Below are 14,401 nucleotides of genomic sequence, written 5' to 3'. Positions count from 1 at the left end.
CGATCCTCACATGTCCACGGCGGCGAAGAACATGGCGAACAGCCCGTCCAGCACGATGACCATGAAGATGGCCTTCACCACCGAGGCCGTGGTCTGCCGGCCGAGCGATTCGGCGCTGCCCTGCACGCGGAAGCCCTCGACGCAGGCGATCAGCCCGATCACCAGCGCCATGAACGGCGCCTTGATCAGCCCAACCTGGAAGGTCGACATGGTGATCGCCTCGCGCAGCCGGTCGAGAAAGATTTCCGGGCTCATGCCGCCATAGAGCCAGGTGACCAGCCCGCCGCCGGTGAGCGCCGACATGGCGCCGACGAAGGTGAGCAGCGGCATGACGACGACCAGCGCGATCAGCCGCGGCAGCACCAGCACCTCTACGGGATCGAGCCCCATCACCCGCATCGCGTCGGTCTCTTCGCGCATCTTCATCGAGCCGAGCTCGGCGGTGTAGGCCGAGCCGGAACGGCCAGCGAGCATGATCGCGACCAGCAGTACCGCCAATTCGCGCAGCACGAGGATGCCGATCATGTCGACGACATAGGTCTCGGCACCGAACTTGCGGAAATGGAACACGCCCTGCTGGGCGACGATGGCGCCGATGAGGAAGGTGATCAGCACGATGATCGGCACCGCGCCGAGGCCGACCCGGTCGATCTGGTTGACGATGGCGATCGGCCGGAACTGCGCCGGGCGGCGCAGCGCCCGCGCCGCCGCCGCCGTCGCCTCGCCGAGAAAGGCGGTCATCTCGACGACGTCGCGGCCGATGCCGACCACTGCCTTGCCGGTCCCCTCGATGAAGGCGAGGATGCGGTTGCGCTTCGGGCGGGCCGGCGGCATGTGGCGGTTCGATTCGTGCATGCTGTCGATCAGCGCGTCGAAGCGCGGATCGAGCCCCACCACCTGCGCCTGGACCGCGCCGCGGCCGAAGGCGCGCCGCAGCCGCTCGATCAGCCACGCGCCATAGGTGTCGAGCCGGGCGATGCCGGCAACCCGGATCTCGACGGCATCGACATCCGCCGGCTCGGCGGCCACCGCCTCGACCAGCTTTTCCATCTCCGCCGCGCGGGCGGCCGTCCACGCGCCGCCAGCCTCGATCACAAGGCTGCGACCCTGGCGCGTGCTGTGCAGAAGCGGCCCCGCCATCACAAAAAAATCTCCAGCAATCCGGATCTTGTCGCAAGATGTGCGTCGGCGATACTAGAGCATTCTTCGCAGAAGTGGGAACCGGTTTTGCGAAAGAGAATGCGACAATTCAAGAGCTTAGAGCATCCGCCTGATCCGCGGAAGCTCTGGCGGCCAGCGCCCCCTTCGCGGTTCCCCGAGCACGCTTCATGGAAATCGAAAAGCCCTATCTGCTCTTTCTCGGCGATGCGCCGGACCAGCTTGCGGCCAAGACCGCGCTCGGAATCGTCGATTGGCGGCGGGACTGGTGCGTCGGCCAGTTGCGGCTCGAGGGCTGCATGGCCGACACCGGCCTGACCGACCTCGGCATCGACGAGGCCCGTGCCCGCGGCGCGAAGACCCTGATCATCGGCGTCGCCAATGCCGGCGGCGTGCTGCCCGACCATTGGACCGCCACCATCGTCGCGGCGATCGCGGCCGGCATGGACGTGGCCTCGGGCCTGCACGTGCGGCTCGGCAGCATCCCGGAGGTCGCGGCGGCAGCCGCCGCCCACGGCCGCAAGCTGTTCGACGTGCGCCATTCCGCCGAGCGCTTCGCCACCGGCAAGGGCACCAAGCGGCCGGGCCGGCGCCTGCTCACCGTCGGCACCGACTGCTCGGTCGGCAAGAAATACACCGCGCTGGCGCTGGAGCGCGCCATGGCCGCCCGTGGCTATGCCGCCGCGTTCCGCGCCACCGGCCAGACGGGGGTGTTCATCTCCGGACGCGGCGTGTCGGTGGATGCGGTGGTGGCCGACTTCATCTCCGGCGCCGCCGAATGGTTGACGCCGGCCAACCACCCGCACCATTGGGACATCGTCGAGGGCCAGGGCTCGCTGTTCCACCCCTCGTTTGCCGGCGTCACGCTCGGCCTGCTGCACGGCGCCCAGCCCGATGCCTTCGTGGTCTGCCACGAGCCGACCCGCACCCACATGCGCGGCGTCGCCCATCCGCTGCCGGCCATCCGCGAGGTCATCGCGCTTACGGTCGCCTGCGGCCGGCTGACCAATCCCGACATTCGCTGCATCGGCATCGCCATCAACACCGAGCGCCTCGACGAGGACGCAGCAAGGCGCGTCATCGCCGAGACCGCTCAGGCCGAGGGCCTGCCCGCCACCGACCCGGTGCGCTTCGGCGTCGAGGCGATCGTCGACCGGCTGGCGGCGGAGTTCGGCCCGCCGTGACCGCCCGCAAGCTCACCGTCCGGACCGAGACCTTCCCGCTCGCCGGGGTCTTCACCATCTCCCGCGGCTCGCGCACCGAGGCGCGGGTGGTGGTGGTCGAGATCAGCCAGGGCACGACCCGCGGCCATGGCGAGTGCGTGCCCTACCCCCGCTATGGCGAGACGGTGGAGGGCACCCTGTCCGCCATCGAGGCGCTGGCGGCCGATGTCGCCGGCGGGCTCGACCGCCGCCGCCTGACGCAGCAGATGCGCGCGGGCGCCGCCCGCAACGCCGTCGATTGCGCGCTGTGGGATCTGGAGGCCAAGCTCGCCCACCGCCCGGCCTGGGCGCTCGCCGGCCTGCCGGAGCCGAAGCCGGTTGTCACCGCCTACACCATCTCGCTCGGCACGCCCGAGGCGATGGCCGCCGTCGCTCGCGCCGCCTCCAGCCGGCCGCTGCTGAAGATCAAGCTCGGCGGTGCCGGCGATGCCGAGCGCATCCGCGCCGTGCGGGCAACCGCGCCGCGCGCGCGGCTGATCGTCGATGCCAACGAGGCATGGACGCCGGACATGCTGGAGGCGAACCTCGCCGCCTGCGCCGCGGCGGGGGTGGAAATGGTGGAGCAGCCGCTGCCGGCCGGGCACGACGAGGCGCTGGCGGCGATTCGCCGGCCGATCCCGGTGTGTGCCGACGAGAGCGTGCATGACCGCAACACGCTTCCCGAACTCGCCGGCCGCTACGATGCCATCAACATCAAGCTCGACAAGACCGGCGGCCTCACCGAGGCGATCGAGCTGGCCCGGGCCGCGCGCGGCCTCGGCCTCGATCTGATGATCGGCTGCATGGTCGGCTCCTCGCTCGCCATGGCGCCGGCCCTGCTGCTGGCGCAGGGCGCCCGCTGGGTGGATCTCGACGGCCCGCTGCTGCTCGCCAAGGACCGCGTCGGCGGCCTGCGCTACGACGGTTCGCTGGTCTTTCCACCCCAGCCCGCGCTTTGGGGCTGAGCGAATCACCCGCTCCTGCCGCCAAGGCACGACGCAACGGCAGCCCCGCCCATCGCGGCCGCCGGAATTCCGCTTCGCAACCAAGGATTTCGCCGGTATCGCCGGCACCGACCAGGGCGCGGGGCACAGGCCCCGGATTGCGGCAACGGTCGGCAGTTTTGCTTCGATCTTAAGGCAGAGTGAACGATTCGCCGGCCATCGTTGGGGCCGAGTCCGCCCGCGAGCGACGGAGACCCTTCGCCATGGCCGCCCCTCCCATGACCTTGCCGATGTCCGACGCGGACTATCAGGCGATCGAATCCGCGGTCATGGAAACCGCGCGGGGACAATGGTTTCTCGCCGAATACGCCCGCCGCACCCGCCAGGCCGAGACCGACCTGATGCGCGAGGCGCTGCAGCGGATCGAGGACAAGATCGATACGCCCGCCCGCGACCCGCATTTCGAGCGGATGCAGATGAGCATCATGGAGATGGCCCAGGCGATCGCCCGCACCAAGGACGAGATCGCCGCCATCAAGCCGACCCAGGAGGTCGACGGCCGCTTCGGCGAGGCGACCGAGGAACTCGACGCCATCGTCACCACCACCGAGACCGCCACCGGCGACATCCTGCACGCCGCTGAGCAGATCCAGGAAGTGGCCTGGACGCTGCGCGAGCGCGGCTTCGAAGGCCCGATCTGCGACCTGCTCGACGAGCGGGCGACCGACATCTACACCGCCTGCTCGTTCCAGGATCTGACCGGCCAGCGCACCCGCAAGGTGATCGGCGTGCTGCGCTATCTCGAAGCGCGCATCAACGCCATGATCGACATCTGGGGGCTGGACGGCGCGCCCGTCGCCCGCGCCGGGGCAACCGCGCGCCCCGGCGCGGACGCCGCCGACAAGGCCGACGCACCGCTCGGCCGCCAGCTTGCCAACGGCCCGGCCTTGCCGGGCATGGGGCTGGAGCAGACGTCGATCGACGCCATGCTCGGCGGGCTGGATGCCGGCGAGCCTGATACGGACCTGGGTGCGGAACTGGGTGCCGACCTGGATTTCGCGCGCATCGCGATCGACGACGCAGACTTCGCGGCCATCGAGCCCGCGGCGACCGCGGAAGAGGCGGCTGAGGCCGCCCCCGGGACCGACGACAGCGGGACCGACGAAACCGAGACTGCCGACAACGAGACCGCCGCCGACGAGACCCGCGACAGCGAGACCGGCGACGAGCAGACCGCCGACGAATCGGCGATCGTCGAGGCCGTGGTCGAGACCATCGAGATCGACGACATCGTCATGGAGGCGGTCGATATCGACCGGTTCAATCTCGACACGGTCGAGGTTCCGGCCATCGAGATGGACCTCGTGGCGGTCGATGTCGAACTGCCGGACGAGGTGGACCTGCCGGACGAGGATGCCGGCGCGCCGCAGGCGGACGGCGATGCGGTGGAGACGGCCACGGGCGACATGGCGCAGGCCATCGAAGCGCCCTCGATCGCCGCCGATCTCGACAGCCCGGCGTTCCCGCAGGCGGAGGCCGGTGCCGACACGGGCGAGACCGGCGACATCGACACAGCCGACCGCGCCCGGATGGACCGCGCCCAGGTGGACAGCGTCGAGGTGGACAGCGCCGAGGCGGACAGTGCCACGACCGACATTGCCGCGGCCGCGCCGGACCCGGCCCTGGTTACGATAACCGCGCCGTTCGACTCGCTGATGTTCGACATCGTGGCGATCGACGTCGAGCCGCTCGACCACGAGCCGTCCGAGCCCACCGACACGGCGCCCACCAACACGGCGCCCGAAGCGGCGACCACCGACGTGGACGCCGAAGCAACGACTGAAGAGATAGCCGACGAGAAGGCCGAAATGGCGACGACGCCCGACGCGCCGAGCCTGGCGCCGGTTCAGCCGGCGGCGCGGCTCTCCACCGCCGAGATCGACCGCCTCGCCCCGGCCGAGCGGATCGCGCTGTTCAGCTGATCTCCGCGTCGGGGTTGGCGATGATGCCGGCATAGGTGCCGGTATCGACATTGCCGCCCGACAGCACCACCGCGACGGTGCGGGCGGCGCCGATCCGCCCGGCCAGCACCGCCGCCAGCGCCACTGCCCCGCCCGGCTCCACCACCAGCTTCATCTCCGCGAAGGCGAAGCGCATCGCCGCCTCCACCTCGGCGTCGCTGACGCTCACGCCGCCCGCCACCAGCGTGCGGTTGATCTCGAAGGTGATCTCGCCCGGCGTCGGCATCAGCAGCGCGTCGCAGATCGAGCCCGAGAGCGCGTCATTGCGCTCGCGCCGGCCGCTGGCGAACGAGCGGGCGTGATCGTCGAAGCCGGCGGGCTCGGCGCTCATCACCCGCGCCGCGGGGAAGCGCTCGGCCATGGCCAGGGCGATGCCGGCGAGCAGTCCGCCGCCCGAGGCGGGCACCACCACCGCCTCCGGCGCCACGCCGAGCAGCGCGCAATCGGCGGCGATCTCCAGCCCCACTGTGCCCTGGCCGGCGATGACGTCCGGATCGTCGAACGGCGGCACGATGACGGCGCCGCGCGCCGCGGCGATCCCCTTGCCGATCTCCTCGCGGCTTTCGCGCACCCGGTCGTAGGTGACGACCTCGGCGCCGAGCGCCCTGGTGCGGGCGATCTTGGCGGCGGGGGCGTCGGCCGGCATCACGATGGTGGCGTTGAGCCCGAGCAGGCCGGCGGCCGCCGCCACGCCCTGGGCGTGGTTGCCCGACGACCACGCCACCACGCCCGCGGCCCGCTGCCCGGGCGCAATCTGGGCAATGCGGTTGTAGGCGCCGCGGAACTTGAACGAGCCGGTGCGCTGCAGCGTCTCCGGCTTCACCAGCACGCGCCGGCCGGCCGCCGCGTCCAGCACCGGAAACGACAGGAGCGGGGTGCGCACGGCGACGCCCATCAGCCGCGTTGCCGCGGCATGCACGTCCGAAACGGTGGGTATGGCCCGAAGCGGTTCCATGGTGCCTGCGCCCGATAGGAAGCCTGCGGCAAAGCCGCAAGACCGTAACCGAGCGGAGGTCCCTGCGGCAACCGAACCTTGACGGGTGGCCCCGAAACAGTGATCAGGAGGTTCCCCCGCGAGGGTCCTGCGGATTCATGCCCGTTTCCGAGTCGCGTGTTCTGATCCTGATGAGCAGGACCGGCGGTGGCCACCTGGCGAGCGCGCGCGCCCTGGCGGCCGAGTTCGAGCGCCAGCGCCCCGGCGTGGCGGTCGAGATCGTCGACGCCCTGATCGACCACCTCGTCTACCCGATCAACCGCCTGCCCGGCAGCTACGACTTCCTGGTCAACCGGACACCCTGGCTGTGGGAGCTGCTGTGGCAGCAGACCCGCTGGACTCGGCTGACGGACCCGGTGTCGCGCGCCGTGCGGGTGCTGTCGCGCCCGCGCATCAAGCGCCTGCTCGCCGCCTCGGCCCCCGATCTCGTGGTGTCGGTCCACCCGCTGGTCAATGCCCTGGTGGCGCCGGTGCTGGCCGACGTGGCGCCCGCCACGCCCTTCGCCACCGTGGTCACCGACCTCGGCAGCTTCCACCCGACCTGGTTCAACGGCGGCACGAAGGTGCTGTTCGTGCCCACCGAAGAGGCGGCGGAGATCGCGCTGCGGACCGGCCGGCCGCGCGCCAGCGTGCACGTCTGCGGCCTGCCGGTGCGGGCCGAATTCGCCGAGCCGCCGGCCAGCCGGACTGCCGCCCGCGCCGCCTTCGGCCTCAGGCCCGACCTGCCGGCCGTGCTGGTGATGGGCGGCGGCGACGGCATCGGCCCGGTCGGCGCCATCGTACGGGCCTGTGCCGCGGCGCTCGGGCGGGACGGCCGCGGCCAGATCGCCGTGGTGTGCGGCCGCAATGGGCGCCTCAAGGCGGAGCTTGACGCCGTGCAATGGCCGGCGCCGGTGGCGGTGCTCGGCTTCGTCGACCGGATGGCCGAGCTGATGCACGCCTGCGACCTGCTGGTCACCAAGGCCGGTCCCGGCACCATCGCCGAGGCCACCATCTGCGGCCTGCCGATCCTGTTCTCGGGCTTCATCCCCGGCCAGGAGGAAGGCAATGTCGATTACGTGGTGGCCCGCGGCGGCGGCCGGTTCATCCGCCAGCCGGAAGCGATCGCCGAGGCCGTGGTGTCGCTGTTCGGCCCGGACCGGGCAGCGCTGGCGGTGATGGCCGAAAGCTCGCGGGCGCTCGGCCGCCCCCACGCCACCACCGAGATCGTGGCGCGCCTGAGCGGACTGCTGAAGGCCTGAGCGGCAGCGCCCACCCGGGCCGAAAATCCCGAGTCCGCGAATCCCGAGGCCGCGCGTCGGAATATGGTTTCCGGCTGATCCAGCCGGGAAGCCGCCATCCGCTCGCCGAGAATCCCGTTATCGAACAAGCGGTTTTCGGCGGGACCGTTTCCGGTGTCGCGAAGGGATCGGCCGGAAACCGTATAAAACTGCGATTCGTCCGCCCGAGCGCCGGGGCGGGCCTTGCCCTGCAGCCGCGGAGCAACTAGGAACAGGTGTCGGATGGCCTCGTGGCGGAGTGGCTACGCAGCGGACTGCAAATCCGTGTACTCCGGTTCGAATCCGGACGAGGCCTCCAGTCCCTTTCCCCCGCCTGCGTCCCTCACGCGCGACTCCCCTCAGACCGGCTCCGATTCGGCGGTTGCGCGCAGGGATCTTCCATTGGCGAAGACGGCCGCCGGAGTTGACACGGTCGAGCCTCGCCAGTTACACGCAGCGCTCCAAATTCAGCCGGTGGCCCGCGCTTCCGGTCACCGAGGAACGTGTCATGAAAGTCCGTAATTCGTTGAAGTCCCTGCGCGGGCGCCACCGCGACAACCGTCTCGTCCGCCGCAAGGGCCGCGTCTACGTCATCAACAAGACCCAGCGCCGCTTCAAGGCCCGCCAGGGCTGAGACCGGGGCCCGGGTGCTCCCCGCACCCGGCCTCGCGATCTGCGGACCTCCGCCACCGGATTGCTGCCCGCCCGTCGCGGCGGATTTTTCCTGCATCCGGCGGTCTGCGCCATCGGTATTTCGGATGACGGATCAACGCCCGCGCCCGCCGGGGCGCGGCGCGCTGACGCATGCGGATATTCGCGGCTTTGCCGGCGCGAGATCGCTTCGTAGGGTGGCGGCATGATGCTGCCTTCACGCCCCCTTACCGCCGCCCTCCTCGCTTTGGCCTTCGTCCTGCCGGTCGCCGCGCAGAGCCCGCTCAGGCCGCCCGAGCGGCCTCCCGAGCCGCCCCAGGAATTGAAGCGCCCCACCGGCCGGGCCGACCTCGACCGCCTGTTCACGCTGCTGCAGCACGCCCCCGACCGGGACACGGCGAAGCTGGTCGAGGCCCGCATCTGGGGCCAGTGGTTCAGTTCGGGCAGCGACACCGCCGACCTGCTGATGGCGCGGGCGCGCGCCGCCATGGACGACAACGACACCGAGGTCGCGCTGCAACTGCTCGACGCGCTGGTCACCGTGGTGCCGGACTATGTCGAGGCCTGGAACCGCCGGGCCACCGTCAACTACATGCGCAAGGACTATGGCAGCGCGCTGCACGACGTCGCCGAGACGCTGGCGCGCGAGCCGCGCCATTTCGGCGCGCTGGTGGGGCTCGGCCTGATCCTGGAGGATATCGGCCAGGAGAAGCAGGCGCTGGAGGCGTTCCGTCAGGCGCTGGCGATCAACCCCTATCTCGAACGCGTGCCCGACCTCATCAAGCAGCTCGCCCCGAAGGTCGAAGGCCGCGAGATCTGAGCCGCCTGATCCCCTGCAACCGGCGCCAAGGGCCCCTTCCCTCGCGCGCCGTCGCTGCACCGGGAGGACGGCGGCATCGTGCGAGCCCCAACTGATAACAACGGCCCCAGACGCTGACGCGTGAGGCCGTTGACTCTCGCGGATTTTCTTTTGGGAAATCAGAGATTTCGCGAAAATCCGCGACCGGAACCAACGGTCCGCGTTCGCGACCGTTGGTATGACCCCCAACAGCAAAACGGCCGGAGGTGTCCCTCCGGCCGTTTTCGTTGATCGGCAGTGCCTCAAGCCTGCGGCTGCGGCTCCAGCTCGCCCTCGCCGCCCTTCGGGCGCGGCCGGCGCGGGATGGCCGAGGAGCGCGGCTGGGCCGGCTCGATCTCGACGTCGCGCACCGGCGGGTTGCCGTCGAGCAGGTTCTTGATCTCATCGCCGCTCAGCGTCTCGTATTCGAGCAGGCCCCTGGCCAGCGCCTCCAGCGCGTCGCGCCGCTCGTTCAGGATGCGGGTCGCCTCGCTGTGGCCCTCCTCGACCAGCCGCCGGACCTCCTTGTCGATGGTCTGAGCGGTCGCCTCGGAGATGTTCTGCTGGCGCGACACCGACATGCCGAGGAACACCTCGTCCTGGTTCTCGCCATAGGCCACCGTGCCGAGCTGGTCGGAGAAGCCCCAGCGGGTGACCATCATGCGGGCCAGACGCGTCGCCTGCTCGATGTCCGACTGCGCGCCCGAGGTGACCTTGTTCTTGCCGAACACCAGCTCCTCGGCGACCCGGCCGCCCATCATGATGGCGAGGCGCGAGGTCATCTGCTCGTAGCTCATCGACAGCTTGTCGCGCTCGGGCAGCTGCATGACCATGCCCAGCGCCCGGCCGCGCGGAATGATGGTGGCCTTGTGCACCGGATCGGTCGCCGGCACGCTGAGCGCGACGATGGCATGCCCGCCCTCGTGATAGGCGGTGAGGAGCTTCTCCTCCTCGGTCATCACCATCGACTTGCGCTCGGCGCCCATCATCACCTTGTCCTTGGCGTCCTCGAACTCCTGCTGGGTGACCATGCGCTTGTTGCGCCGGGCCGCCATCAGGGCCGCCTCGTTGACGAGGTTCATCAGGTCCGCGCCGGAGAAGCCGGGGGTGCCGCGGGCGATGGTCTTCAGGTTCACGTCCGGCGCCAGCGGCACCTTGCGCACGTGGACCTTCAGGATCTGCTCGCGGCCGACCACGTCCGGGTTCGGCACCACCACCTGCCGGTCGAAGCGGCCGGGACGCAGCAGCGCCGGATCCAGCACGTCGGGCCGGTTGGTGGCGGCGATCAGGATGATGCCTTCATTGGCCTCGAAGCCGTCCATCTCGACGAGCAGCTGGTTCAGCGTCTGCTCGCGCTCGTCATTGCCGCCGCCGAGGCCGGCGCCGCGATGACGGCCGACCGCGTCGATCTCGTCGATGAAGATGATGCACGGCGCGTTCTTCTTGGCCTGCTCGAACATGTCGCGCACCCGCGACGCGCCGACGCCGACGAACATCTCGACGAAGTCCGAGCCCGAGATGGTGAAGAACGGCACATTGGCTTCGCCGGCCACCGCGCGGGCGATGAGGGTCTTGCCGGTGCCCGGAGGGCCGACGAGGAGCACGCCGCGCGGGATGCGGCCGCCGAGCCGCTGGAACTTCTGCGGGTCGCGCAGGAACTCGACGATCTCCTGCAGATCCTGCTTGGCCTCGTCGACGCCCGCCACGTCCTCGAAGGTGACGCGGCCGTGCGCCTCGGTCAGCAGCTTGGCGCGGCTCTTGCCGAAGCCCATCGCCTTGCCGGCGCCGCCCTGCATCTGCCGCGACAGGAAGATCCACACGCCGATCAGCGCCACGAACGGCAGCCAGGAGAACAGAAGCTGGAGGAACCAGGGCGTGTCCTGCTGCGGCCGGGCGGTGATGGTCACGCCCTTGGTGTAGAGCCGCTGCACGAGGCCGGGATCGTCGGGCGCATAGGTCTGGAAGCCGCGACCGTCATTGAAATGACCGGTCACGTTCGAGCCTTCGATCACCACATCGCGAACCCGGTTCTGGTCGATCTCCGCCAGAAGCTGCGAGAACGGGATCTCATTGGCCTGCTGGCGCTGCGCCGGATTCTGGAACAGCGTGAAAAGAGCAAGCAGCAACAGGACGATGATGACCCAGAGCGCGAAATTCCGAAAGTTTCCGTTCATCGGGTTCCCCTGCGGCGCGATCGCGTTCGCCCGCGTCTTGTCCGGACCGGTACCCCGCTCCGCACGATTCTTGGAGACGCCATCGGCAAGGCGTCCCGCGCAATTGAGACCTAATCTAGGGCTCGCTCCCGGCCATCACAAGGGAAGCGCCCCTTCGGCCGAACGCAATTGCCGCAACCTGAGCGTCCCAAACCGAACGTCCCAAACTGAACGTCCGTCTACCCGAACGTTCGTCACCCGGACTCTGGCGCCCCTTCCTTAACGCCAGCCTTCCGGGCGCGCCGCGGCGGCGCGGGTCCGATCGATACGGCTCCCTGCGTCACGCTGATCACCGCGCCGGCCAATGTGCGACGATACGTCTCCCCGCCCGCCGGGGCGTGTTGCCGCGATGTCTGCACGTATTCGTGAAGGGCGTCGTGCAGCCGTTCGAGCTTGGCGAGCTCCACCGGCCCCTCGGTGCCGACGCGGCCGATGGCCCGGCCGAGCAGCCGCAGCGAAATCTCCGCCGGCAGCGCGACAAATTCCGCCACCGGCAGCCGGACAGCGCCGCCCGCCCCCGCCCCGGCCAGCGCCGCTTCGGCCGCGTCGGTGGCGGCCTCCAGCGCCGCCTCGGCCCGCGCCTGCCGGGCGGCGAGCCGGGCCAGCCGCCCGGCGGTGAGGCCCTCGCGCGCCAGCGCCTCCCATGCCGCCCGCAGCCGCGGCCGCGCGAAGCGCGGGTCGGCATTGGAGGGGTCGCCGCTCCAGATGATGCCCCGCGCCGCCAGCGTCGCGATCAGCCGCGCCTTGGCCACGGCGAGGAACGGCCGGTGCAGGCGGATCAGCCCCCGCGGCTCGACCGCCCGCATCGCCGCGAGCCCCGCCGGCCCGGAGCCCGCCGCGAGCCGCAGCAGCACGGTCTCCGCCTGATCGTCCAGCGTGTGGGCGGTGGCGACGTCGCAGGCCCCGAACGCCGCGGCGGCTTCGGCGATGAGGCCGTAGCGGGCCGTGCGCGCCGCCGCCATCACGCCGCTCATAGGCTTGTCGCCGAGCCAGGCCAGCGTGCGGTGGGGCACGCCGAGGCCGGCCGCGAGCCCCGCCACGGCTTCGGCCTCGGCCTCGGCCTCCGGGCGCAGGCGGTGATCGACGGTGACGGCGAGGAGATCGGGGAAGCGGGGTGCCGTGCGGCGCTGCTCGGCAGCGAGCACCAGGAGCGCGGTGGAATCGGGACCGCCGGAAATGGCGAGAATGAGCCGGGGAAGACCGGCGAGCGGGGCGAACAGGCGGGCGGCTTCGGAAGCGTCGAGCGGCGCTGCCTCAGCAGCGGGCACGCTTCTTCTCCTGCTCCAGCCCTTGGCGCACGCTCTGCGGCGCGCCGGGATGCTTGCGGCCCGCCTCGACGAAGGTGGCGCACGCCGCCTCGCGCTCGCCGAGCGCGGCGAGCGACTGGCCGAGCCGCAGAAGCGCGTTCGGCGCCACTTGGGCGTTGGGGAAGTCTGTGGAGATCTTGAGGAACTGCTCGGCCGCGTCGCGGTAGCGCTGGCGCTGATAGAGGCTTTCGCCGAGCCAGTAGGTGGCGTTGGGCGCCAGCTTGTCGCGCGGATAGGTGCGCAGGAAGCTGCGGAAGCCGGCCTCGGCGCCGTCATGGTCCTGCTGCAGCACGGCATTGTAGGCGCGCTGGTAGTCCGCCTGCGGCGAACCGCCGCCCGGCGGCAGCGCCGCCTGCTGGGCGGCCGGCGGCTGGGATGCGGCGCGGCCGGGCGTGGCCGGCGGGATCACCGGCGGCGGCGGCGGCGGCGGCAGGCTGGGGTCGGCCGCCGCCCGCGACGCCAGCGTGGTGATATCGAGCGGCTGGCCGAACTCGCGGCCGCCAGGGGTCCCGACCGGGCCGTCGCCCGGCGGAATCGGCGGCAGGGCCTGGGCGGGCGCGCTGGCCACCGGCCCCGGTCCGCCGCCGAGCGAGCGCGGCGCGCCCGGCGCAGTGGGATCGGCCGCAGGGTCGAACGCATCGGAGCGCCGCTGCGTGCCAAGCGGCGCCTGGGCGGGACTCTGGCCGGGAACCGGACTTTGCTGCGAGCGCTGGGGCGGCGGCGTCGCCGGACGGCCGGCGCCGCCACGCCCGCCGAGCTCCTGGAAGCGGAACTCGTAGTCCTCCTGCATGCGCCGGAGGTTCTGTTCGAGCTGCTGGTTGCGGAACTGGAGCTGCTCGATCTGGCCGTTGAGCTGGCGGACCAGACCCTCGATCTGGTTGAGCCGCACCACCAGATCGCCGCTGTTCATCTGCGGCTCGGCCTGCGGCGGGGAGCCGAACAGCTGCGCCAGCGGCGAGCCGACCTCGGCGGGCGGGCGCCCGTCGCCATACTGGGCGCTGGCCGGCGCCACAGCGAGCGCGGCCACCACCCCGGCGGCGGTCAACCCCCTGGAGAACACCCGGCTGGCGAACACCCCGAAGACGAACGGATTACGGACACGCGAACCTGCGCGCATGAACGGCGACTCTCGCTGTGGCATGACACGTGCAGATTACCCGGCGGACCACGGCCAAAATGTGACCCGCGGCAGCGCCATCCCGCCTGTGGCGGCCGTCACCGCCGCACCCGGCGGGACGTGCATCTCCGAGAGGGCGTCGGCGGGCCGGTGCGCGCACCGGCCCCTGCACCCTGCCGGCGATGGCCTCACGAGCCCGCGGCGGCGCCGTCGAGCGCGGTGACCGCGCGGCGGTTCTGCGACCAGCACGAGATGTCGTTGCACACCGCCACCGGCCGCTCCTTGCCGTAGGACACGGTGCGCATGCGCTGAGAGCTGATGCCGCGCGCGGTGAGATAGTCGCGCACCGTCTGGGCGCGGCGGGCGCCGAGCGCGATGTTGTATTCGCGGGTGCCGCGTTCGTCGGCGTGGCCCTCGATGGTGAAGTTGTAGCGGCTGTAGCGGTTCAGCCACTGCGCCTGCTTGTCGAGGGTGGCGCGCGCGGTCGTCGTCAGGTCGGACGAATCGGTCTCGAAGAACACGCGGTCGCCGACATTGACGATGAAGTCCTGGGTGGAACCGGGCGTGGCCATGCCGGCGCCGCCGAGGCCCGCCTGGTCGCCATTGGGATTGGTGGCGCAGGCGCCGGCAGAGAGGGCCGCCGCGATGGCGACGGCGAAGCGAACGGTGCGAAGGGATCGCAGGGTGCGCGTCATGA

12 protein-coding genes and 1 tRNA gene are annotated in these 14,401 nt (G+C 71.0%); 7 read left to right on the top strand and 6 right to left on the bottom strand.

Annotated elements, in window-relative coordinates:
- Positions 1–6: 6 nt before the first annotated feature.
- Positions 7–1,140: an MlaE family ABC transporter permease gene (locus BLTE_RS02515; protein ID WP_126397314.1), complete on the bottom strand. Its 1,134-nt coding sequence runs from the start codon at positions 1,138–1,140 to the stop codon at positions 7–9.
- A gap of 188 nt (positions 1,141–1,328) precedes the next feature.
- Here BLTE_RS02515 and dgcN point away from each other — a divergent pair, with 188 nt between their 5' ends.
- The 3 genes from dgcN to BLTE_RS02500 all read left to right on the top strand — a co-directional run bounded on the left by dgcN (position 1,329) and on the right by BLTE_RS02500 (position 5,286).
- Entirely contained in the window at positions 1,329–2,342 is a 1,014-nt protein-coding gene (dgcN, locus tag BLTE_RS18370; protein WP_126397312.1) for an N-acetyltransferase DgcN, read from the top strand.
- Positions 2,339–3,325: an N-acetyl-D-Glu racemase DgcA gene (dgcA, locus tag BLTE_RS02505; RefSeq protein WP_126397310.1), complete on the top strand. Its 987-nt coding sequence runs from the start codon at positions 2,339–2,341 to the stop codon at positions 3,323–3,325. The genes dgcN and dgcA overlap by 4 nt, the downstream gene beginning before the upstream one ends.
- Positions 3,326–3,567: 242 nt before the next feature.
- Positions 3,568–5,286, top strand: a complete 1,719-nt coding sequence (locus BLTE_RS02500; RefSeq protein WP_126397308.1) for a hypothetical protein — start codon at positions 3,568–3,570, stop codon at positions 5,284–5,286.
- Here the strand turns inward: BLTE_RS02500 and BLTE_RS02495 are convergent.
- Positions 5,279–6,280: a threonine ammonia-lyase gene (locus BLTE_RS02495; protein WP_126397306.1), complete on the bottom strand. Its 1,002-nt coding sequence runs from the start codon at positions 6,278–6,280 to the stop codon at positions 5,279–5,281. The two genes, BLTE_RS02500 and BLTE_RS02495, sit on opposite strands and share 8 nt — an antisense overlap.
- A gap of 137 nt (positions 6,281–6,417) precedes the next feature.
- Here BLTE_RS02495 and BLTE_RS02490 point away from each other — a divergent pair, with 137 nt between their 5' ends.
- From BLTE_RS02490 to BLTE_RS02475, 4 genes are all read left to right on the top strand, one after another.
- Positions 6,418–7,560: an MGDG synthase family glycosyltransferase gene (locus tag BLTE_RS02490; protein WP_126397304.1), complete on the top strand. Its 1,143-nt coding sequence runs from the start codon at positions 6,418–6,420 to the stop codon at positions 7,558–7,560.
- A 263-nt stretch (positions 7,561–7,823) separates the two neighbouring features.
- Positions 7,824–7,897 (top strand) — tRNA-Cys (locus BLTE_RS02485).
- 189 nt (positions 7,898–8,086) lie between these two features.
- Positions 8,087–8,212 carry a type B 50S ribosomal protein L36 gene (gene ykgO, locus BLTE_RS02480; RefSeq protein WP_055038661.1) on the top strand — a complete coding sequence of 42 codons (126 nt, stop codon included), beginning with the start codon at positions 8,087–8,089 and terminating at the stop codon, positions 8,210–8,212.
- Between the two features lie 222 nt (positions 8,213–8,434).
- Positions 8,435–9,049, top strand: a complete 615-nt coding sequence (locus BLTE_RS02475; protein ID WP_244600085.1) for a tetratricopeptide repeat protein — start codon at positions 8,435–8,437, stop codon at positions 9,047–9,049.
- Positions 9,050–9,330: 281 nt separating this feature from the next.
- Here BLTE_RS02475 and ftsH read toward each other — a convergent pair whose 3' ends face one another.
- From ftsH to pal, 4 genes are all read right to left on the bottom strand, one after another.
- Entirely contained in the window at positions 9,331–11,241 is a 1,911-nt protein-coding gene (gene ftsH, locus BLTE_RS02470) for an ATP-dependent zinc metalloprotease FtsH (RefSeq protein WP_126397302.1), read from the bottom strand.
- Positions 11,242–11,474: 233 nt separating this feature from the next.
- Positions 11,475–12,548 (bottom strand): tRNA lysidine(34) synthetase TilS, encoded by a 1,074-nt coding sequence (gene tilS, locus BLTE_RS02465; RefSeq protein ID WP_126397300.1) that lies wholly within the window; start codon positions 12,546–12,548, stop codon positions 11,475–11,477.
- Positions 12,535–13,704 carry a tol-pal system protein YbgF gene (ybgF, locus tag BLTE_RS02460; RefSeq protein ID WP_244600084.1) on the bottom strand — a complete coding sequence of 390 codons (1,170 nt, stop codon included), beginning with the start codon at positions 13,702–13,704 and terminating at the stop codon, positions 12,535–12,537. Before ybgF ends, tilS begins: the two co-directional genes overlap by 14 nt.
- Positions 13,705–13,892: 188 nt before the next feature.
- Positions 13,893–14,399 (bottom strand): peptidoglycan-associated lipoprotein Pal, encoded by a 507-nt coding sequence (pal, locus tag BLTE_RS02455; protein WP_126397298.1) that lies wholly within the window; start codon positions 14,397–14,399, stop codon positions 13,893–13,895.
- Between the last annotated feature and the right edge of the window lie 2 nt (positions 14,400–14,401).

The organism is Blastochloris tepida, assembly GCF_003966715.1.
In the GTDB taxonomy this organism is placed as follows: domain Bacteria; phylum Pseudomonadota; class Alphaproteobacteria; order Rhizobiales; family Xanthobacteraceae; genus Blastochloris; species Blastochloris tepida.
The sequence above is the reverse complement of the archived record's forward strand: the minus strand, read 5'-3'. Positions and strand labels throughout refer to the sequence as shown.